Annotated in this window: 17 protein-coding genes; 3 read left to right on the top strand and 14 right to left on the bottom strand. The window is 71.5% G+C overall.

Annotation, left to right across the window (positions count from 1 at the left end; translation table 11 throughout):
- Positions 1 to 23: 23 nt before the first annotated feature.
- From ispG to aspS, 4 genes are all read right to left on the bottom strand, one after another.
- Complete coding sequence (gene ispG / locus OP18_RS06665; protein ID WP_033358045.1) at positions 24 to 1,190, bottom strand: flavodoxin-dependent (E)-4-hydroxy-3-methylbut-2-enyl-diphosphate synthase; 1,167 nt, start codon at positions 1,188 to 1,190, stop codon at positions 24 to 26.
- Between the two features lie 23 nt (positions 1,191 to 1,213).
- Positions 1,214 to 2,512, bottom strand: coding sequence for a M50 family metallopeptidase (locus OP18_RS06660; protein ID WP_033357851.1), 1,299 nt, complete (start codon positions 2,510 to 2,512; stop codon positions 1,214 to 1,216).
- Positions 2,512 to 3,699: a 1-deoxy-D-xylulose-5-phosphate reductoisomerase gene (gene dxr, locus OP18_RS06655; protein WP_033358044.1), complete on the bottom strand. Its 1,188-nt coding sequence runs from the start codon at positions 3,697 to 3,699 to the stop codon at positions 2,512 to 2,514. Before dxr ends, OP18_RS06660 begins: the two co-directional genes overlap by 1 nt.
- Positions 3,700 to 3,878: 179 nt before the next feature.
- The gene (aspS, locus tag OP18_RS06650) at positions 3,879 to 5,117 is read right to left on the bottom strand and encodes an aspartate--tRNA(Asn) ligase (protein ID WP_033357850.1); all 1,239 of its coding nucleotides are present in this window, start codon (positions 5,115 to 5,117) and stop codon (positions 3,879 to 3,881) included.
- A gap of 217 nt (positions 5,118 to 5,334) precedes the next feature.
- Here aspS and OP18_RS06645 point away from each other — a divergent pair, with 217 nt between their 5' ends.
- The gene (locus tag OP18_RS06645; RefSeq protein WP_052386312.1) at positions 5,335 to 6,366 is read left to right on the top strand and encodes a YihY/virulence factor BrkB family protein; all 1,032 of its coding nucleotides are present in this window, start codon (positions 5,335 to 5,337) and stop codon (positions 6,364 to 6,366) included.
- Between the two features lie 509 nt (positions 6,367 to 6,875).
- Here the strand turns inward: OP18_RS06645 and OP18_RS06640 are convergent.
- Together OP18_RS06640 and OP18_RS06635 are read right to left on the bottom strand one after the other, a co-directional pair.
- A complete protein-coding gene (locus OP18_RS06640; protein ID WP_033357849.1) occupies positions 6,876 to 7,583 on the bottom strand; it encodes a DUF2786 domain-containing protein in 708 nt (235 codons plus the stop codon).
- Positions 7,584 to 7,717: 134 nt separating this feature from the next.
- On the bottom strand, positions 7,718 to 9,298 hold the full coding sequence (locus tag OP18_RS06635; protein WP_211273462.1) for a Rieske 2Fe-2S domain-containing protein: 1,581 nt from the start codon (positions 9,296 to 9,298) through the stop codon (positions 7,718 to 7,720).
- Between the two features lie 133 nt (positions 9,299 to 9,431).
- Here OP18_RS06635 and OP18_RS06630 point away from each other — a divergent pair, with 133 nt between their 5' ends.
- Positions 9,432 to 9,650: a DUF2631 domain-containing protein gene (locus tag OP18_RS06630; RefSeq protein ID WP_052386311.1), complete on the top strand. Its 219-nt coding sequence runs from the start codon at positions 9,432 to 9,434 to the stop codon at positions 9,648 to 9,650.
- Positions 9,651 to 9,721: 71 nt separating this feature from the next.
- Here OP18_RS06630 and OP18_RS06625 read toward each other — a convergent pair whose 3' ends face one another.
- The 8 genes from OP18_RS06625 to OP18_RS06590 form a co-directional block, all read right to left on the bottom strand.
- Complete coding sequence (locus tag OP18_RS06625) at positions 9,722 to 10,744, bottom strand: DivIVA domain-containing protein (protein ID WP_033357846.1); 1,023 nt, start codon at positions 10,742 to 10,744, stop codon at positions 9,722 to 9,724.
- Positions 10,741 to 11,931 carry a dual-specificity RNA methyltransferase RlmN gene (rlmN, locus tag OP18_RS06620; RefSeq protein WP_052386310.1) on the bottom strand — a complete coding sequence of 397 codons (1,191 nt, stop codon included), beginning with the start codon at positions 11,929 to 11,931 and terminating at the stop codon, positions 10,741 to 10,743. Before rlmN ends, OP18_RS06625 begins: the two co-directional genes overlap by 4 nt.
- A gap of 59 nt (positions 11,932 to 11,990) precedes the next feature.
- Positions 11,991 to 12,965, bottom strand: coding sequence for a phosphatidate cytidylyltransferase (locus OP18_RS06615; RefSeq protein WP_052386309.1), 975 nt, complete (start codon positions 12,963 to 12,965; stop codon positions 11,991 to 11,993).
- A 62-nt stretch (positions 12,966 to 13,027) separates the two neighbouring features.
- On the bottom strand, positions 13,028 to 13,585 hold the full coding sequence (gene frr, locus OP18_RS06610; RefSeq protein ID WP_033357845.1) for a ribosome recycling factor: 558 nt from the start codon (positions 13,583 to 13,585) through the stop codon (positions 13,028 to 13,030).
- On the bottom strand, positions 13,582 to 14,373 hold the full coding sequence (gene pyrH, locus OP18_RS06605; protein WP_052386308.1) for a UMP kinase: 792 nt from the start codon (positions 14,371 to 14,373) through the stop codon (positions 13,582 to 13,584). The genes frr and pyrH overlap by 4 nt, the downstream gene beginning before the upstream one ends.
- A gap of 100 nt (positions 14,374 to 14,473) precedes the next feature.
- The gene (gene tsf, locus OP18_RS06600) at positions 14,474 to 15,301 is read right to left on the bottom strand and encodes a translation elongation factor Ts (RefSeq protein WP_033357844.1); all 828 of its coding nucleotides are present in this window, start codon (positions 15,299 to 15,301) and stop codon (positions 14,474 to 14,476) included.
- 27 nt (positions 15,302 to 15,328) lie between these two features.
- Positions 15,329 to 16,153: a 30S ribosomal protein S2 gene (gene rpsB / locus OP18_RS06595; protein WP_033357843.1), complete on the bottom strand. Its 825-nt coding sequence runs from the start codon at positions 16,151 to 16,153 to the stop codon at positions 15,329 to 15,331.
- Positions 16,154 to 16,694: 541 nt separating this feature from the next.
- Complete coding sequence (locus OP18_RS06590) at positions 16,695 to 17,687, bottom strand: hypothetical protein (protein ID WP_033357842.1); 993 nt, start codon at positions 17,685 to 17,687, stop codon at positions 16,695 to 16,697.
- 88 nt (positions 17,688 to 17,775) lie between these two features.
- Here OP18_RS06590 and OP18_RS06585 point away from each other — a divergent pair, with 88 nt between their 5' ends.
- Positions 17,776 to 18,954, top strand: a complete 1,179-nt coding sequence (locus tag OP18_RS06585) for a pyridoxal phosphate-dependent aminotransferase (protein WP_081970443.1) — start codon at positions 17,776 to 17,778, stop codon at positions 18,952 to 18,954.
- Positions 18,955 to 19,071: the final 117 nt, after the last annotated feature.

The raw sequence follows: 19,071 nt of genomic DNA, 5'->3' as shown, positions 1-19,071 counted from the left end.
CGGTGCGGCCGCGGTGGCGGGCTTCAGTGCACCGTCACGGACGGGCCGAGGCCGCGCAGCTCCTCCGGCAGGTCGACGCCCATCTCCTCGGCGAGGCGCAGGGCCTCCTCGACCAGGGTCTCCACGATCTGCGACTCGGGCACCGTCTTGATGACCTGGCCCTTGACGAAGATCTGGCCCTTGCCGTTGCCGGACGCGACGCCGAGGTCCGCCTCGCGGGCCTCACCGGGGCCGTTGACGACGCAGCCCATGACCGCGACCCGCAGCGGCGCCGGGAACCCGTCGAGCGCGGCGGTGACCTGCTCGGCGAGGGTGTACACGTCAACCTGCGCCCGGCCGCACGACGGGCACGAGACGATCTCCAGCCCGCGCTCGCGCAGCCCGAGGGCCTCGAGGATGGCGTTGCCGACCTTGATCTCCTCGACCGGCGGCGCGGACAGCGAGACCCGGATCGTGTCGCCGATGCCCTCGGCGAGCAGCGCGCCGAACGCCACGGAGGACTTGATCGTGCCCTGGAACGCGGGGCCGGCCTCGGTCACACCCAGGTGCAGCGGGTAGTCGCACTGCTCGGCCAGCTGCCGGTACGCCCGGATCATGACCACCGGGTCGTTGTGCTTCACCGAGATCTTGATGTCGCGGAAGTCGTGCTCCTCGAACAGGGAGCACTCCCACAGCGCCGACTCGACCAGCGCCTCGGCGGTCGCCTTGCCGTGCTTCTCCAGCAGGCGCTTGTCCAGGGAGCCGGCGTTGACGCCGATGCGGATCGGGATGCCGGCCGCGGACGCCGCCTTCGCGATCTCCTTGACCTTGTCGTCGAACTGGCGGATGTTGCCGGGGTTGACCCGCACCGCCGCGCAGCCGGCGTCGATCGCCGCGAAGACGTACTTCGGCTGGAAGTGGATGTCGGCGATGACCGGGATCTGCGACTTCTTCGCGATCGCCGGCAGCGCCTCGACGTCGTCCTGGCTGGGCACCGCGACCCGCACGATCTGGCAGCCCGAGGCGGTGAGCTCGGCGATCTGCTGGAGCGTGCTGTTGACGTCCGCGGTGAGGGTGGTCGTCATCGACTGCACGGACACCGGCGCGCCGCCGCCGACCGGCACCGGGCCGACCATGATCTGGCGTGACTTCCGGCGCGGCGCGAGCGCCGGCGGGGGGACGGTAGGCAGGCCGAGGCTGACAGCGGTCATGGAGTGCGCCACCTGTTTCCGGTTCACTTCAGGGTGATGGGGTTCACGAAGTCGGCGGTCACCGTCAGCAGGACGAAGACGCCGAGGATGCCTATCACGCCGAGCGTGATGGGCGCCAGCTTGTAGTAGTCGACCCGACCTGGGTCGGGTTTGCCCAGCTTGGCCGCGAACCACGACCGCACGCGCTCGAACCAGGCGATCGCGATGTGGCCGCCGTCCATCGGCAGCAGCGGGAACAGGTTGAAGATGCCGAAGAACAGGTTGAGGCTCGCGAACAGCAGCAGCAGCGAGGCCCAGTCGCCGAGCTCGAACAGCTCACCACCGATGCGGCTGGCGCCGACGACGCTCACCGGGGTCTCGGGGTCGCGCTGCTCGCCGAAGATCGCCTTGAAGAGGTTGGGCACCTTCTCCGGGATGTCCTTGAACGAGGCGAACGTGCGCTCGACCAGCGACCAGGTGATCGTGAACGTCTTGTCGACGCCCTCGACCGGGCCGTAGGAGACGTGCGGGATGTCGGAGGTCCGCGGGGCGATGCTGATGCCCAGCAGGCCGCCCTGCTCGAGGTCCTCAGCGGTGATCTTGTCGGCGGTCTTGACGACGCCGGGCTTGGTCCGCTGCGCCTCGGGGATGAAGGCGGTGCCGCTGAGCTCCTTGCCGTCGCGCGTCCAGGTCACCGGGACCGTCTGGTTGGTGACCTTCTTGAGCTGCTCGCGCAGCGTGCCCGAGTTGGGCGTGGCGACGCCGGCGATGGACGTGATCATGTCGCCGGACTTCAGGCCGAGCTGCGCCGCCGGGCTCTTCGGGTCGGTCGCCGGGTCGCAGGCCTTCGCCGCCTTGGTGGTGGCGTCGTACTGCCACGTGGTGGCGATGCACTGCGCGACCGGGCCGACGCGGACCGGCAGCTCGTCGTTCTTGGTCTCGGGGTCGGGGATGCCCACGAACGAGAACAGCACCCACAGCGTGATCAGCGTGATCGCGAAGTGGGTGATCGACCCCGCGCTCATCACGATCGTCCGCTTCCACACCGGGAAGCGCCACATCGCCCGCGGGTCGTCCGCACCGGACTTGCCGGTGGTCGGGTCGATCTCGTCCTCCTGGGGCGTCATCCCCACGATCTTCACGAAACCGCCGAACGGCAGGGCCTTGATGCCGTACTCGGTCTCGCCGCGCTTGAACGACCAGATCGTCGGCCCGAACCCGGCGAAGTACTTGGTCACCCGCATGCCGAACCATTTGGCGGTCAGCATGTGCCCCGCCTCGTGCAGGCACACCGCGAACAGGATCCCCACTGCGAACAGGACGATCCCCACCGTGAACGCCATCAGGCCCCTTTCCCGCCCGCGATCCGCTCGCGCGCATAGGCCCGCGCCCAGGATTCGGCGGCGAGCACGTCATCGACGGTACCTGGTTCGGCAAAGTCCGGTGCGTCCGTCAGCGCCTGCTCGAGCGTCTCGACGATGCCGAGGAAAGGAAGGTCACCCGCTGTGAACGCGGCGACACACTCCTCGTTCGCCGCGTTGTAGATCGCCGGGCGGCACCGGCCGGCCTCACCCGCCGCCTTCGCGAGGGCCACCGCGGGGAACGCCTCCTCGTCGAGCGGGCGCAGCTCCCACGTGTGCGCGGTGGTCCAGTCCACGCCGGGCGCGGCGTCCGCGACCCGGTCGGGCCAGCCGAGGGCGAGCGCGATCGGCAGGCGCATGTCGGGCGGGCTGCACTGCGCGAGGGTCGAGCCGTCGTGGAACTCGACCAACGAGTGGATCACCGACTGCGGGTGCACCATGACGTGGATGTCGCGATACGCCACCCCGAACAGCTCGTGCGTCTCGATCACCTCGAGGCCCTTGTTGACCAGCGTGGCGCTGTTGATCGTCACGACCGGCCCCATGTCCCAGGTCGGGTGGGCGAGGGCCTCCTGCGGGGTGACCCCGACGAGCTGCTCGCGGGTCCGCCCGCGGAACGCGCCGCCGGACGCGGTCAGCACCAGGCGCCTGACCTCCCGGGCCGTCCCGCCGCGCAGCCCCTGCGCCAGCGCCGAGTGCTCCGAGTCGACGGGGACGATCTGGCCCGGCTTCGCGACGGCCCGCACCAGCGGACCGCCGGCGACCAGGGACTCCTTGTTGGCCAGGGCGAGGATGCGGCCGGCGCGCAGCGCGGCGAGGGTCGGCGCCAGGCCGAGCGAACCGACGACCCCGTTGAGGACCGTGTCACACGGCCACTGCGCCAGCTCGGTCATCGCGTCGGGGCCGGCGAGGATCTTCGGCAGCCGGAAGTCGCCGGTGGCCCAGCCCCGGCGGGCGGCCTCGCTGTAGAAGGCGAGCTGCAGGTCCTGGGCGGCGGTGGCCTTGGCCACCCCGACCGCGTCGACGCCGAGCTCCAGCGCCTGCTCGGCGAGGAGACGCACGTTGCCGCCGCCGGCGCCGATGGCGACCACGCGGAACTTGTCAGGGTTGCGCCGGACGATGTCGATCGCTTGCGTGCCGATCGACCCTGTCGAGCCGAGCAGGACGATCTCGCGGAGGGTCACCCGTCCATTGTCTCAGGCGCGCACGCGAGGGGCGTGGCCGATGCCGCGGGGGCACACAGTGGTGCACCCCCGCGACCGACCGTCATCGCGGTGAATCCCAGATGCCATCCCCGTTAGTACGCATGTTCCAATTATAGATCATCATTTGTACGGCTGCAATCGATTTACGGGGCCAGGCGGTGCAGGTCACGCGGGAAGAGCGTGGTCTCGCGGACGTTCGCCGCGCCGGTCACCCGGGCCACGAACCGCTCCAGCCCGATCGCGAACCCGCCGTGCGGGGGCATGCCGTGCCGGAACGCCTCCAGGTACGTCCGCAGCGGCCCGGCGTCCATGCCCCGCTCGGCGAGCGCGGCCAGGTAGTCGGCGTACCGGTGCAGGCGCTGCCCGCCGGTGACCAGCTCCACGCCCCGGAACAGCAGGTCGAACGAGTTCGACCAGCGCGGCTCGTCCGGCTGCGGGTGCGTGTAGAAGGGGCGCTTGCGCATCGGGTACCCCTCGACGTACACGAAGTCCGAGCCGTGCTCCCGCGCCGCCCACTCCCCCAGCGCGCGCTCGTGCTCCGGGGCCAGGTCGGGCTCGTCCTCGGGCGCGCCGGCCAGCCGCAGCGCGTCGCGGAAGTGCAGCACCGGTACGTCCACCGGCAGGTCGACCCGGTAGCCGAACGGCCGCACCGCCGCCACCATCGCCCGCACCACCTCGGTGAGCACGGCCATGACGTCGCGGTGGTCCCGCACGAAGCCGAGCTCCGCGTCCAGCGACGTGTAGGTCGCCAGGTGCCGCGACGTGTCGTGCGGCTCGGCGCGGAAGACGGGGCCGACCTCGTACACCCGCTCGAACACCCCGACCATCGTCTGCTTGTAGAACTGCGGCGACTGCGCGAGATACGCCGGACCGCCGAAGTAGTCCAGCCGGAACACGTTGGCGCCGCTCTCCGTCGCCGTGCCCACGATCTTGGGGGTGAACACCTCGGTGAACCCCTGCCGGTCCAGCGCCGCCCGGAACGCGCCGACCGCGGCCGCCGACGCCGCGAACACCTGCCGGCGCGCCGGGTGCCGCAGCGTCACCGCCGCGTGGTCGAGCAGTGCCGGCAGCGACGCCTTGAGCTCGGGCCGGAACAGCTCCACCGGCGGCGGCTCGGCCGGCCCGAGCAGCGTGAACACCGGGTCGACCAGCTCCGCCCCGCCGGGCGCGGCGGCGTTGGCGACCACCCGCCCGGTGACCTCGACGACCTGCTCCTCACCCGGCGGCTCCGGCTCCCGGCACACCACCTGCAGCAGCCCGGCGCGGTCGCGCACGACCACGAACGCGACGCTGGAAAGGATCCGCCGCCGATGGACCCAGCCGGCGACCGTGACGGTCTCGCCGACGTGGTGCGGCAGCTGGTCGGAAAGAATGCGATGCATGGCACCTCCTGAGGGACTCCGCTCCCCGGAGGTGTGGGCGATGGGGCCGGTCGCGGTGCCACCACACCTTCGCCACGACACGCCGCCGTGACCTCGACGCATCGGCTCCGCGGCCGCGCCGCCGTGCGCTTGTCAGGCGCCGGCACGTCCGCATCGTCACCGTGCCCCTCGATGGTAGGCAAGTTTTCCGTTTCGCCGCGACGGGAATTCAACCGCTGTGAGCAGCACCCGGCAGGTCCCCGAGACGCGCCTCATGGCCCGCGACGACCTCTCCGCCGACGACGCCTGGCACGCGCTGCGCCGGCACGGCGGCTGGTGCCTGCTGCGCGACGCCTTCCTGCGCTTCCGGTACGGCGACGGCTTCAGCCACTCGCGCGCCCTCGGCCTGCAGCTGTGCCTGGCGATCGTGCCGTTCCTCATCGCCCTCACCGGTCTGGTCAGCAAGCTCGGTGTCGCCGAGGGCGGTGAGGTGGTCGCCGACACCGTCCTCGCCCTCACCCCCGGCGCCAGTGACCAGCTCGTCCACGACCTGCTCGCCGACACCGAACGCACCGAGGACATCGGCGAGTTCGCCCTCACCGCCGGTCTGCTCACCGGGCTCCTCGCCCTCACCACCGCGATGGCCCAGATCGAACGCGGCGCCAACCGCATCTACGGCGTCGAACGCGACCGTCCCGCCCACATCAAGTACGGCCGCGCCGTCCTGCTCGCCGCCGGCGCCGGCCTGCCCGCCCTCACCGGCTTCCTCATGCTCGTCGCCGGCGGCGACCTGGGCCGCTCGGTCCGCGCCCACTACCCACCGTGGGGCGGCGTCTTCGACACCGTCTGGCAGGTCCTGCGCTGGCCCGTCAGCCTCGCCCTGGTCATCACCGCGGTCGGCGCGATCTTCCACTACGCCCCCCGCCGCCGCCAGCCGGCCTTCTCCTGGCTCCTCTTCGGCGCCGCCCTGTCCACCCTCCTGTGGTGGCTGATCAGCGCCCTGCTCGCCGTGTACGTCAGCAGCAGCGACGCCTTCGGTGCCACGTACGGCGCCCTGACCGGCATCATGGCCCTGCTGCTGTGGGCCAACCTGACGGGCGTCGCCCTGTTCTTCGGCATCGCCTTCGGCGCCCAGCTGGAGGCCCTGCGCGTCGGCGTCCCCGAACCGGTCGTCGCCGACCAGTGGGTCCCCGTCGACGAACAGCTCGACCGCGAACCGGACACCGACCCCCAGGCCTTCGCCCACGAGCAGCTCAACTCCCCCCGCTGACGCCCGCCGCCCCCGACCGGGCACACCGACAGGAGCCAGCGGGTCCGCGCAAGGGCCGGCGGGTCTGCGCAAGGAGCCAGCGGGTCCGCGCAAGGGTCACGCGGGATCCCCAGCCCTGCACATGGCAGGGTGACACCGGGCCGGCACGTTCCCAGCCGGCGCCGGCGGCCCAGCCTGACAACGGCCGCCCGGGATCCCCAGCCCTGCACATGGCAGGGTGACGCCGGGCCGGCACGTTCCCAGCCGGCGCTGGCGGCCCGGCCTGACGACGGCTGCCCAGCGCAGACGGCCCAGCCCGACAACGGCCGCCCAGCGCACGACGGCCCAGCGCGCGACGGCCCGGCACGTGACACCCGGCGGTGACGGCCCGGCGCGCCACACCCAGGCACGCGACGCCCAGCGCTTGACGCCCGGGGTGTAGCGGCACACCACGTGACGGCCCGACACGTGACACGCCCCCGGCTTCGGCGGCGGGCCGGCGGGTCAGCCGGACAGCGCCGGCCCGCGGGTCAGCCGGGTAACGGCTGGCGGGCGGCCGTCGGCACCCGGGGGCTGCCGAGGTCGGCGCGCTGCCCCGCCGCGTTGCCCGCGTCGAAGCCACCGCCGGTCAGGCGTCGCGGGCGGGCGGTGCGCAGGTCCGGATACTGCTCGTCGACCGCCACGTCGACGGCCCGGCCGCGGTCGGCCAGGACCAGGGCCATGCCGGGCTGGTCGGGGGTGGCGGCGCGGCTGCGGCGGTCGGCCTCGGCGAAGCGGTGGGCGACCGCCGAGCTGAAGCCGATCAGCCACGACCGGCGCCAGGCGGCGACCTGCTCGCCCGGCGGGACGGGCTCGGTGAGCACCCCGCGGGCGGCCTGGACGAGCAGCGACGCGAAGAGCAGCTCGACGCCGGCCACGTCGGACTCGAAGCCGAACAGGTGCATGGAGATGCGCAGGCCGTCGCGCGTACGGTGCTGCAGCCGCACCGACCGGCACCGCAGCGACGTGGCGACGACGTGCAGGAGGTGGGCCTTCTCGCGCAGATACGGCGGCTGGAGCTCGACCAGCCGGTTGCCGACGGCCTGCGGGCGCTCACCCTCGGTGGCCGCGAGCAGGGCCTGGTCGATGCCGTACTTGCCGATGAGCTCCGCGGCCTTGGCGGTGAGCGCCTCGGCCTCCTCACGGGTGCACGCCGGGTCCTCCGCCTTGGCGAGCAGCTTCCGCACCTTCTCCAACACGAACGAAGGCTACCGCCCAGCTACGACACTTTCGCGCGCCCCGACCGGAGCACGCGGAACCGCCGCGCGCGAACGCGCGGAACCGCCGCGCGCGAACGCGCGGAACCGCCGCGCGCGAACGCGCGGAACCGCCGCTAGGAAGCCGGAGCCGCGGCCGGCGGTGCGGCCGGCGCCGCCTCTCCCGCGCCCGCGGGGCGGGAGCGCAGCTCGTGGCCCACGCTGGTGAGGCAGCGGCCGCTGGGCAGGTCGAACTTCCAGCCGTGCAGCTGGCAGGTCAGCGTGTTGCCCTCGATGACACCGAAGCGGGTCAGGTCGGCCTTGAGGTGCGGGCAGCGGCGCTGGGTGATCCAGTCGCCCAGCTTGATGTCCTCGGCGTCGGGCTTCTGCTCGGCGAACCAGCCCTCGGCGTACTGCAGCCGCTCCTCCGACAGGCACTTGAAGAACGAGTAGACGAACTCGTTGTACTGCCCGATGCGGGTGGCGGTGAAGCGGCACGACAGGAACAGCGAGTTGACCCAGTCGACCTCCTCGATGAACAGGAGGTGCTCGATGAGCGCACGCTCGGTGCGGAAGCGGTAGCGGACCTTCTCGTCGGCGTACGGGCGGACCTGCTTGCCGGGGAAGTCCACGACGATCGACTCGACGGAGGTGCCGTCGTAGCCGACGAGGTCGAAGCGGACCGGGCCGCCGACGCCCTTCGCCAGGTACACCGACTCGTCCAGCAGCGGCTCGATGCGCGCCTTCATCTCCTTGAGGACATCGACCTCGGGGTGGCGCCAGGACGCCTTGGCCGCCTCGATCACGGGGCGCTTGCGCTCCCGCATCTCCTCCAGGTGCTCGCGCTTGTGCGCGAAGAACTCCTCGACGTCGACCGGGTGGGTCGTCTCGGCCGAGTCCGTGGTGAGGGTCATCACCGAACCGGGCAGCAGGACGGTGGAGTTGGTGCCGCCGTACTTGGCGTACTCCTGCTGGAACACCCACTGGTCGGGGAAGATGTTGCCCTCGTCGCCGAAGATGTCGTTGAACTGCCACAGGTCGTCGTCGAGGAAGCACGGCGGGCCGGCGATGGGCACCACGTGCGAGGCCTTGAGGTCGTCGATGTACCGGAACGTCCGGTCGAACTGGCGGTCCCGCTTCTGCTTGCCGAACGCCGTCTTCGCCGCCTGCGGCAGGTCGTAGACCATCGGGTACCAGATGGCGCCGGAGAACTGCAGCAGGTGCGCGTGCACGTGACCGAGCGCGGCGTACGTGGTGAGGTCCGTCGGGCGGGCGTCGTTCTGGTTGAGGATGCGCACGCCGTCGTACTCGACCCACAGCGAGGAGTCACCGATCGGGCCGTCGGTCGGTGAGGTCAGCGCCTGGATCATGATCTTCAGGCCGCCGTCGAGCTCGTGGACGTGGTCGCTCTTGGTCTCCAGGAACCTGGTGAAGCCGAGCGCCTCCAGCTCGTCGCGCATCTCCGAGGTGGGGAACTCCGGCAGCAGCACGGTCGCCTTCTTGGACACGAAGCGCTTGAGGTGCTCGGCGTCGAAGTGGTCCCGGTGCAGGTGCGACACGTAGAGGTAGTCGCAGTCGCCGAGGGTCTCCCAGTCGAGCAGGGAGTTGTCGGGGAACGGGAACCACGACGCGAAGTACGCCGGGTTGACCCACGGGTCGCACAGGATGCTGCCGGCGTCGGTGTCGATGCGCAGGCTGGCGTGTCCGGTCCCGGTGATCCGCACCGCGTTCCTCCCTTGAAGCCACAAAGAGCGTGCCGCACCGACGCTACCCGACCGACCCGCAACCGTCGGTCCGGGTGCCGCATGCCAGACTTTGTCGCGAAGCACACCTGCAGCGAAAGGACGCGCCGTGGCCGAGCACGAGCCCGTGACCTCTCCCGACCAGCTCAAGCCGGGGCACCCGCGGGCGGCCCGCATCGGTGCCGCCGTCACCGCGCTGCTCATCCTGAGCATGATCGTCGGCAACCACCAGGGCCGGGTCGAGGACATCTGGCTGATCGCGAGCGCCGGTGTCCTGGTGCTGGTGCTGGTCGCCGACTGGGTGCTGCGCCGCAACGGCCTGCGGTAGCAGCAGGCGCGGTCGTACACACGCGAAAGGCGCACCGGACAGCTCCGGTGCGCCTTTTCGTCGGCTCCGCGTCAGCGGCGCCGGATCACGATGTCGCGGACCTCTTTGAGGGCGGCGTCGACCTCCGCCTCGAAGTAGCCGCCGGGCACGAGGTTGAAGTGGGACGGGTCGAGGTCACCGTCGGTGAGCGGGCCGCCACGGCCGGACAGTGACGCCATGACGCCCTCGAACAGCCGGTCGACCTGCGCGCGGTCGTAGCCGCTGCCGAAGCGGCGCAGCTGGAACGTGCGACGGAGCTGGTCGATGCGGGCGACCTCGGTCGACTGGTGCTGCACCGGCGGCGGAGGCGGCGGGCCACCGTACGAGTCGCCGTACGGGTCCCGGTCAGGGCCGCCGCCGTACGGGTCGCGGTCGGGCGCACCACCGTACGTGGCCGGCTCGGGCCGGTCGCGGTCCATGCGGATCTCGGCGGTCATGTCGGCGCGCGGCTGGCGCGGCGCCTCGTAGCCCCGGTCGTCGTCGAACGCGCCACCGTAGGTGGGCTCGTCATACCGGCCGTAGTTCTGGTCGCGGGGCGGCGGGCCGGCGGGGGCGGGCGCGGGCCGCGGCGGCAGGGGCGGCGGCGCCATCGGCGGCGGACCCATCGGCGGCGGACCCATCCGCTCGGGCTGCATCCGCTCCATCGGCGGCGGACCCATGCGCTCCGGCTGCATCCGCTCCATCGGCGGCGGACCCATCCGCTCGGGCTGCATGCGCTCCATGGGCGGCGGGCCCATGCGCTCGGGCATCCGCTCCGGCGCCATGCGCACCTCGCCGCTGCGGGAGTCCAGCGCCCGGCCGAAGCCACCGCCGCCGCGCTCCTCCAGCTCGGCCAGCTGGCGCTCCACCCGGTCGAGGTGCAGGTCGACCTGCCATTCGTCGTAGCCGCCGAAGCGCACGCGGAAGACCACGTCGTGGACCTCCTGTGCGCTCACCGGCGCGCCCATCGGGTCACCGGAGAGGGTGGCCTCGACCCGGTCGAGGAACGAGTCGACCTCGTCGACCTTGTATCCTCGCCGCAGCGCACGGCGCCGGAACCGCTGACCCTGACTCACTGTGTCTCCTCGTTCGCTCGCCGTGCTAGCAAGCCTGTTTCACGCTCTCCCACCTTGCCACCGTTCGAGGCGGCAAGCTGCCCGCAGGCCCCGTCGATCTCTCGGCCACGGGTGTCACGCACCGTGGTCGCGACACCGGCGGCCCGCAGGCGCCGGACGAACTCTCGCTCCACCGGCTTAGGACTAGCGTCCCACTTACTGCCGGGTGTCGGATTGAGCGGGATGAGATTGACATGCGCGAGACGGCCGGACAAGAGCCGACCGAGCAAATCGGCCCGCCACGGGTGGTCGTTCACATCCCGGATCATTGCGTACTCAATGGACACGCGCCGACCAGTGCGAGCCGCATACTCCCACGCGGCATCAAGCACTTCGGCGACCTTCCAGCGTTGGTTGACCGGCACGAGCGTGTCGCGCAGATCATCATCGGGTGCGTGCAACGACAGCGCAAGCGTCACCGACAGCCCCTCCTGCGTCAACCGCCGCATGGCCGGCACCAGTCCGACGGTGGACACCGTGATGTGCCGCTGGGACAGCCCGAGCCCTTCGGGCGCGGGATCGGTGAGCCGGCGGACCGCGGCGACGACCCGGTTGTAGTTGGCCAGGGGCTCGCCCATGCCCATGAACACGACCCGCGACAGCCGGTCGGGGCTGCCGGGCAGGACCCCGCGGGCGGCCAGCCCGGCGAACCAGACGACCTGGTCGACGATCTCCGCCGTGGACAGGTTGCGGGTCAGGCCGGCCTGGCCGGTGGCGCAGAACGGACACGCCATCCCGCAGCCCGCCTGGCTCGACACGCACACCGTCACCCGGTCTGGATATCCCATGAGGACGCTCTCGACGAGGGCGCCGTCGTGAAGGCGCCACAACGTCTTGCGGGTGGCTCCGTCGTCGGTGGCCATCTCCCGCACCGGATGCAACAGCTTCGGCAGGAGCGCGGTGGTGATCGCGTCGCGACTGCGCGCGGGAAGATCCGTCATGCCGTCGGGGTCGCGGATGAGACGGCCGAAGTAGTGCGCCGACACCTGCCCGGCCCGGAACGCCTGCTCGCCCAGCTCGGCGACGGCGGCACGACGCCCGGCGAGATCGAGGTCGGCCAGGTGCCGTGGTGGCATGGTCGCACGGCGGCCGTCACTGGTCGTGCCGGTCGCGGTGGATGACAGGTTCAAAACGGGGAGCTGTGTCATGACGTCTTCAAGTGTCCCATGCCGAGTCGCGTGATCTTCAGTACCGCTGGCCAAGGGCACTAGGACGGGGGTACCAGGAACGCCAGGACGGCATATGCGGTCGGCAGGGCGAGCAGGACCGAGTCGAGCCGGTCCATGAGCCCGCCGTGACCGGGCAGCAGGTTGCTCATGTCCTTGACGCCCAGGTCCCGCTTGATCAGCGACTCGCCCAGGTCGCCGAGCACCGAGGCGATCGACACGGCGATGCCGAAGATCGCGCCGTGCCACCAGACGGCGCCGGACAGCAGCAGCGGCAGCGCCACCGCGCTCCCGGCGCCCGTCCACACGATCGACCCGGCGAAGCCCTCCCACGACTTGGCCGGGCTGACCGACGGCGCCATCGGGTGCTTGCCAAGAAAGACACCTGTCGCATATCCGCCTGTGTCGGACAGCACGACGGCGAGGATCGTCACCAGGACGCGGACCGCGCCGTCGGACACGCCCTTGCCAGGGTGCGCGAGCAGGGCCGCGAACGCGCCGAGGAACGGCACGTACACCGCGATCAGCGCACCGGCGGTGACGTCGCGCTGATAGTCGCGGGCGCCGCCGGCGAAGCGCCACACGAGCATCACCAGCAGCGTCGCGAGCAGGCCGAGGGGCAGGACGTCGGCGCCGCCGAACCAGGCCAGCACCACCATGCACGGCCCGCCGGCGAGCAGCGGGACCAGCGGCGGGCGGGCCTTGTGCACGCCGACGGCCCGGGCCATCTCCCAGATGCCGACGATGACGGCGGCCACGACCAGGGCGAGGAACGCCGGGATCCACACGAAGAGCGACGCGAGCACCGCACCGCCGAGGGCGACACCGACACCGATGGCGGCCGGCAGGTTGCGCCCGGCGCCCTTGCGCTTGGGCTGGGCGGCCGGCGGCTGCGCGGCGGACCGCCCGGTCTCCGTCGCCGGCTGCGGCCCGGTTGCCGATGGCTGCGGCTCTTGTACCGGCGGCTGCGCGGCTCCGGCCGGGTGCGGCTCGTCCGGCTGCTGTTCTTTTGGCATAGACGCCTCGGGCGCGGCATCAGCGTGCCGCGCCCTGGTCGAAGGGTTACCGGGGGCCGTCATCAGACCTCGAGGAGCTCTGATTCCTTGTGCTTGAGCAGCTCGTCGATCTGGGCGACGAACCTGTGCGTCAGGTCGTCGAGCTCCTTCTCGCCGCGGCGCCCGTCGTCCTCACCCGCCTCGCCGTCCTTGACGATGCGGTCGAGCTCCTCCTTGGCCTTGCGGCGCACGTTGCGCACGGCGACGCGCGCGTCCTCGGCCTTCTGCCTGGCGATCTTGATCATCTCGCGGCGGCGTTCCTCGGTCATCTGCGGCAGGTTGATCCGGATCTGGGTACCCTCGTTGTTCGGGTTGACCCCCAGGTCCGAGTCGCGGATGGCCCGCTCCATGGCGCCGATCACGCTCGCGTCGTACGGCTTGATGATCGCCATACGCGGCTCCGGGATGGCGATCGACGACATCTGCGGCAGCGGGGTGGGCGTGCCGTAGTAGTCGACCATCACCTTGCCGAACATCGCGGGGGTGGCTCGGCCGGTCCGGATGACCGCGAACTCCTCCTTGGCGTGCTCGATCGCGCGCTCCATCTTCTCTTCGGCCTCGAAGAGTGCTTCTTCGATCACGTGGTCTTTCCTCCTCGATCCGGGATGGGCTCGGCGGTGATGAGCGTGCCGATCCTCTCACCACTCAACGCGCGAGCCACGCTGTCCTCCCCCTCGGCGCCGAAGACGAGCATCGGCAGCGCGTTTTCCTGGCAGAGGCTGAACGCGGTCTGGTCGACGACCCGCAGGCCCTGCAGCAGGGCCTCGGCGAAGGTCAGGCTGTCGAGCTTGCGCGCCGTCGGGTCGGTGCGCGGGTCGGCCGTGTACACGCCGTCGACACCGTTCTTGCTCATCAGGACCGTGTGGGCGTGGATCTCCAGCGCGCGCTGCACGGCGACGGTGTCGGTCGAGAAGTACGGCATGCCGGCCCCGGCGCCGAAGATCACGACCCGCCCCTTCTCCATGTGACGGATCGCCCGGCGCGGGATGTACGGCTCGGCGACCTGCGCCATGCTGATCGCGCTCTGCACCCGCGTGTCGATGCCTTCCTTCTCCAGGAAGTCCTGCAGCGCGAGGCAGTTCATGACGGTGCCGAGCATGCCCATGTAGTCGGCGCGGGAGCGGTCCATGCCCGCGCGGGACAGTTCCGCGCCGCGGAAGAAGTTGCCGCCGCCGACGACCACGGCGACCTGGACGCCGCGGCGGACCACGGTCGCGATCTGGGTGGCCATGTGCCGCACCACGGTCGGGTCGACACCGACCGCGCCGCCGCCGAACACCTCACCGGAGAGCTTGAGCACGACGCGCCGTACCCCGATCGGGGCCGGCGTCAGTGCCTGCCTTGCCGCTTCCACAGCGGTGTGCGTCATCTGGGCAACCTCTCCGTGTCCGTTCTGCCGCTGAAAGGGGATATGACGAGGGGGTCCCGGCCTCCAGTGTGGATTCCGTGACCCCCTCCGCGCCCTGCTATCAGGCCTGGCCGACCTCGAAGTGGACGAACCGCGTCACCTCGATGCCGGCTTCGGCCAGCACCTGCTTGACGGTCTTCTTGTTGTCGCTGACCGACGGCTGCTCGACGAGGACGAAGTCCTTGAAGAAGCCGTTGACCCGGCCCTCGATGATCTTCGGCAGGGCGCCCTCCGGCTTGCCCTCCTCGCGAGCGGTCTGCTCGGCGATGCGGCGCTCCGACTCGACCACGTCCGCCGGGACGGCGTCACGGGTCAGGTACTTCGGCCGCATGGCCGCGATCTGCATCGCGACGCCACGGGCGTCGGCGACGGCGGCCTCGTCGTCCTTGCCGCTGAACTCGACCGCGACGCCGACCTGCGGCGGCAGGTCCGGGCTCTTGCGGTGCATGTAGATCGCCACCGGCGAGCCCAGCACCGCGAGGCGGTTGACGACGAGCTTCTCGCCGATGCGCGCCGACTCGGTCTGGATCAGCTCGGCCACCGTGCTGTCACCGAGCTTCGAGCCCAGCAGGGCCTCGACGTCGGCCGGCTTCGTCTCGTCGATGTGCTTGGCCAGCTTCTGGCCCAGCTCGACGAACGCCTCGTTCTTGGCGACGAAGTCGGTCTCGCAGTTGATCTCGACCAGACCCGAGCCGTAGTGCGCGACGAGGCCGTTGGCGGTGGTGCGGCCGGCACGCTTGCCGACGTCCTTCGCGCCCTTGATACGCAGCAGCTCAACGGCCTTGTCGAAGTCGCCCTCGGCCTCCTCGAGCGCCTTCTTGCAGTCCATCATGCCGGAGCCGGTCAGATCGCGGAGTCGCTTGACGTCCGCGGCGGTGAAGTTGGACATGACTCTCTCTCGCTTGAGTTCGCGCTGTCAGGCCTGGGTGGGTTCGGCGGCGGGAGCGGCGTCGTCGGGCTTGGCACCCTCGAGCAGCTCACGCTCCCACTCGGCGAGCGGCTCGTCGCCGGCCACGACGCCCGGCTCGGGCTTCTGGTCGGCGCGGGTGGCACGGCCCGACCGGGCGATGAGACCGTCCGCGACCGCGTCGGCGACCACGCGGGTCAGCAGCGCGGCGGAGCGGATGGCGTCGTCGTTGCCCGGGATCGGGAAGTCGACCTCGTCGGGGTCGCAGTTGGTGTCGAGCACCGCGATGACCGGGATGCCCAGCTTGCGGGCCTCGTCAACCGCGATGTGCTCCTTCTTGGTGTCGATCACCCAGATCGCCGAAGGGAGCTTCTGCATGTCGCGCAGACCACCGAGCGTGCGGCTCAGCTTGGTCTGCTCGCGCGACAGCTGCAGCGTCTCCTTCTTGGTGTAGCCCTGCGCGGTGCCGGTGAGGTCGAGGGACTCGAGCTCCTTCATCCGCTGCAGCCGCTTGTAGACGGTCTGGAAGTTGGTCAGCATGCCACCCAGCCAGCGGTGGTTGACATACGGCTGACCGACACGCGTCGCCTGCTCGGCGATCGCCTCCTGCGCCTGCTTCTTGGTGCCCACGAACAGCACCGAGCCGCCCTCGGCGACGGTGTTGCGGATGAAGTCGTAGGCCTTGTCGATGTAGTCCAGCGTCTGGCGCAGGTCGATGATGTAGATGCCGTTGCGCTCGGTGAAGATGAAGCGCTTCATCTTCGGGTTCCAACGGCGGGTCTGGTGCCCGAAGTGCACGCCGCTTTCCAGCAGCTGGCGCATGGTCACAGCCATGTTCGCGGGATCCTTTCGATCCTGGTTGACACGGCGGCCCGGTCGGTCCGCCGTCCTGGCGCCCGGTCGTCGGCCGTCTCACCCGAGTCAGCACGGGGCTGTGGATCGGGACCAGGGCGGCCGCCGCCCTGTTTCTCTCGCCCGGCGCGAGAAAGCGGCGGGCTGCGGGAGGGCGCGCGAGGTCGACCGTGCGTGCACGGTCGCCGTTCGGAAGTGTACGCGCAGCGGCGGCCGACTCACGAATCCGCCCCCGGATGCCGCTTTTCGGGGCAGGCCCGGCCGCCCTTTGCGGTGGTTTCCAGGACAAAGCGCTCACGGAGCGGGTGGCCCTCGCATCACGGAGCGTCGATCCGTGCGCGTGCCGCGGTCCCGCACGGAGCACGTGCCGCGGTGCCGTGCGGATGGCGTGCCACGATGCCGTGCGGACGGACCGCTCGCCGACCGGCCCGGGCCGATCCGACGGCCGGTCCGGAACGGCCAGGGTGGGCGCCGCGTGGACGTGCCGGCGCTCCCCCGGCCGGTCAGGCCGACCCTCGGACGGTCAGGTGGACAGCGCCGCCGCGACGAACAGCACGACGGCGATCGGCAGGTACGCCAGCGGCGTGCGCGCCCAGGCCCGCGCGCCGGCCGCGGCACCCGCCGCGCCGCCGATCAGGCCGTACAGGCCGAGGGCGAACATCGGCAGGCCCAGGATCATGAAGATGCTCGCGAGGGTGCCCGCCGCCTCGATCTTGTCGGCGGTCACCGCGGTCAGGAACAGCCGCAGCACCGGCAGCTCGAACACGACCGTGAGCACCACCAGCGCGACGGCCAGGCCCGGGCGCTTCGAGCGGTACACGGCGCCACCCGGCTCGGCGGCCGCCGCCGGTGGCGGCACCGCGGCGGTCAGGGCGGTCGGCGCGGCGAACGCGTTCTGGTGACCCGGCTGACCCGCCTGCCCCAACGACCCCGCCTGCGCCAGCGGGCTCGCCGCGCCCAGCGGGCTCGCCGCGCCCAGCGGGCTCGCCGCGCCCAGCGGGCTCGACTGCTGACCGAAGCTCGCCGGCGGCGTCGGCACCGTCACCGCGGCGGGCGCCACCGGCGGGGCGGCGGCAGCGCCCGGCGCCCCACCCGACACGGGCCGCTGCAGCGCGCTGCGGTCGATCGCCTCGGAACGCCGGGACCGGGACACCGACTCGACGTCGCCGATCTCCGGCCCGGCGCCGGGCGCGGCCTGCAGCGAGCCGCTGAACACGCCGCTCGGGCTGTCGCCGTACGACAACGGGTCGCCGCCGTAGCCGCGGGACGCGCCGCGCGGCTCGGGGACCCGGTAGCCGTCGTCGTACTCGCGGTCGTCGGCGTACCGCGTCGGCGTGTACCCGCGGTCGTCCCCGTAGCCCCGCTCGTCGCGACGGTCGTCCAGGCGGTCGTCGAGGCGGTCGTCCCGCCGGTCGTCACGGCGGTCGTCACGGCCGCGATCGTCATATCCACGGTCGTCCGGGTACCAGCGGGGTTCCGCATCCGGGTCCGGGGCGTAGTTCCGGCGTCCATCCACGGTCCGTCACGGTAGGCGCTCCGGATGATCCTCGCCACTCCACGATCCTGGGAGAACCTGACAGTGACCCGCGTCGCATACTCGGTGGGTGACTGACGCCACCCGTGATCAACTCGTCGCCCGGATGCGCCCCTTCGGCACGACCATCTTCGCGGAGATGTCGGCACTCGCGGTGCGGACCGGCTCGGTCAACCTCGGCCAGGGCTTCCCGGACACCGACGGCCCCGCCGCCATGCTCGACGCGGCCGCCGCGGCGATCCACGGCGGACGCAACCAGTACCCGCCGGGCCCCGGCGTCCCCGAGCTGCGCGCCGCGGTCTCCGCGCACCAGAAGGCCTTCTGGGGTCTGGACTACGACCCCGACGGCGAGATCATCGTCACGGCCGGCGCCACCGAGGCGATCGCGGCCAGCATCCTCGCCCTGTGCGAGGCCGGCGACGAGGTCGTGTGCTTCGAGCCCTACTACGACTCCTACGCCGCCTCGATCGCCCTCGCCGGCGCCGTGCGCCGCCCGGTGACCCTGCGTGCGCACGCCGGCGGCTACGGCTTCGACCCGGCCGAGCTGCGCGCCGCCTTCGGCCCGCGGACCCGGCTGGTGCTGCTCAACTCTCCGCACAACCCGACCGGCAAGGTCTTCACCCCCGACGAGCTGGCCCAGATCGCCGCCCTCTGCGAGGAGTTCGACGCGGTCGCCGTCACCGACGAGGTCTACGAGCACCTCGTCTTCACCGACGCCGACGCCCCGCACATGCCGATCGCGTCGCTGCCGGGCATGCGGGCCCGCACGCTGCAGATCTCCTCGGCCGGCAAGACCTTCTCCTGCACCGGCTGGAAGATCGGCTGGATCTGCGGCCCCCGCGACCTGGTCTCCGCCGCGCTGCGGGTCAAGCAGTTCCTCACCTTCGTCAACGCGGGCCCGCTCCAGCCCGCGGTGGCCGTCGCCCTGGACTCCCCGCCGTCCTACTACGAAGCCTTCCGAGACGACCTGCAGCGCAAGCGCGACCGGCTGTGCGAGGGCCTGACCGCGGCCGGCTTCGCGGTCCTGCGCTCGGAGGGCACCTACTTCGTCACCGCCGACATCACCCCGCTCGGCGGCACCGACGGCGTCGACTTCTGCCTGGCCCTGCCGGAGCGCTGCGGCGTGGTCGCGGTGCCCACCCAGGTCTTCTACGACGACGCGACCGCCGGCCGGCACATCGTGCGGTTCGCCTTCTGCAAGCGCGACGAGGTCATCGAGGAAGCGATCACCCGCCTCGCCCGCCTCTGACCCACCGCCGACACCCGTCACGGCCGGCGCCCCTCACCGCCGCCGACACCCGTCACGGCCGGCGCCCCTCACCGCCGCCGACACCCGTCACGGCCGGCGCCCCTCACCGCCGCCGGC

It is taken from the genome of Dactylosporangium aurantiacum (assembly GCF_000716715.1).
GTDB classification, from domain to species: Bacteria; Actinomycetota; Actinomycetes; order Mycobacteriales; family Micromonosporaceae; genus Dactylosporangium; species Dactylosporangium aurantiacum.
This window is presented reverse-complemented; position numbering and strand designations above follow the sequence as displayed.

Coding starts and splice junctions, on each gene's coding strand:
- pyrH (WP_052386308.1), bottom strand. CDS start 14,373: ATGACGCACACCGCTGTGGAAGCGGCAAGGCAGGCACTGACGCCGGCC.
- tsf (WP_033357844.1), bottom strand. CDS start 15,301: ATGTCCAACTTCACCGCCGCGGACGTCAAGCGACTCCGCGATCTGACC.
- ispG (WP_033358045.1), bottom strand. CDS start 1,190: ATGACCGCTGTCAGCCTCGGCCTGCCTACCGTCCCCCCGCCGGCGCTC.
- rpsB (WP_033357843.1), bottom strand. CDS start 16,153: ATGGCTGTGACCATGCGCCAGCTGCTGGAAAGCGGCGTGCACTTCGGG.
- aspS (WP_033357850.1), bottom strand. CDS start 5,117: ATGCATCGCATTCTTTCCGACCAGCTGCCGCACCACGTCGGCGAGACC.
- OP18_RS06660 (WP_033357851.1), bottom strand. CDS start 2,512: ATGGCGTTCACGGTGGGGATCGTCCTGTTCGCAGTGGGGATCCTGTTC.
- rlmN (WP_052386310.1), bottom strand. CDS start 11,931: ATGACACAGCTCCCCGTTTTGAACCTGTCATCCACCGCGACCGGCACG.
- OP18_RS06615 (WP_052386309.1), bottom strand. CDS start 12,965: ATGCCAAAAGAACAGCAGCCGGACGAGCCGCACCCGGCCGGAGCCGCG.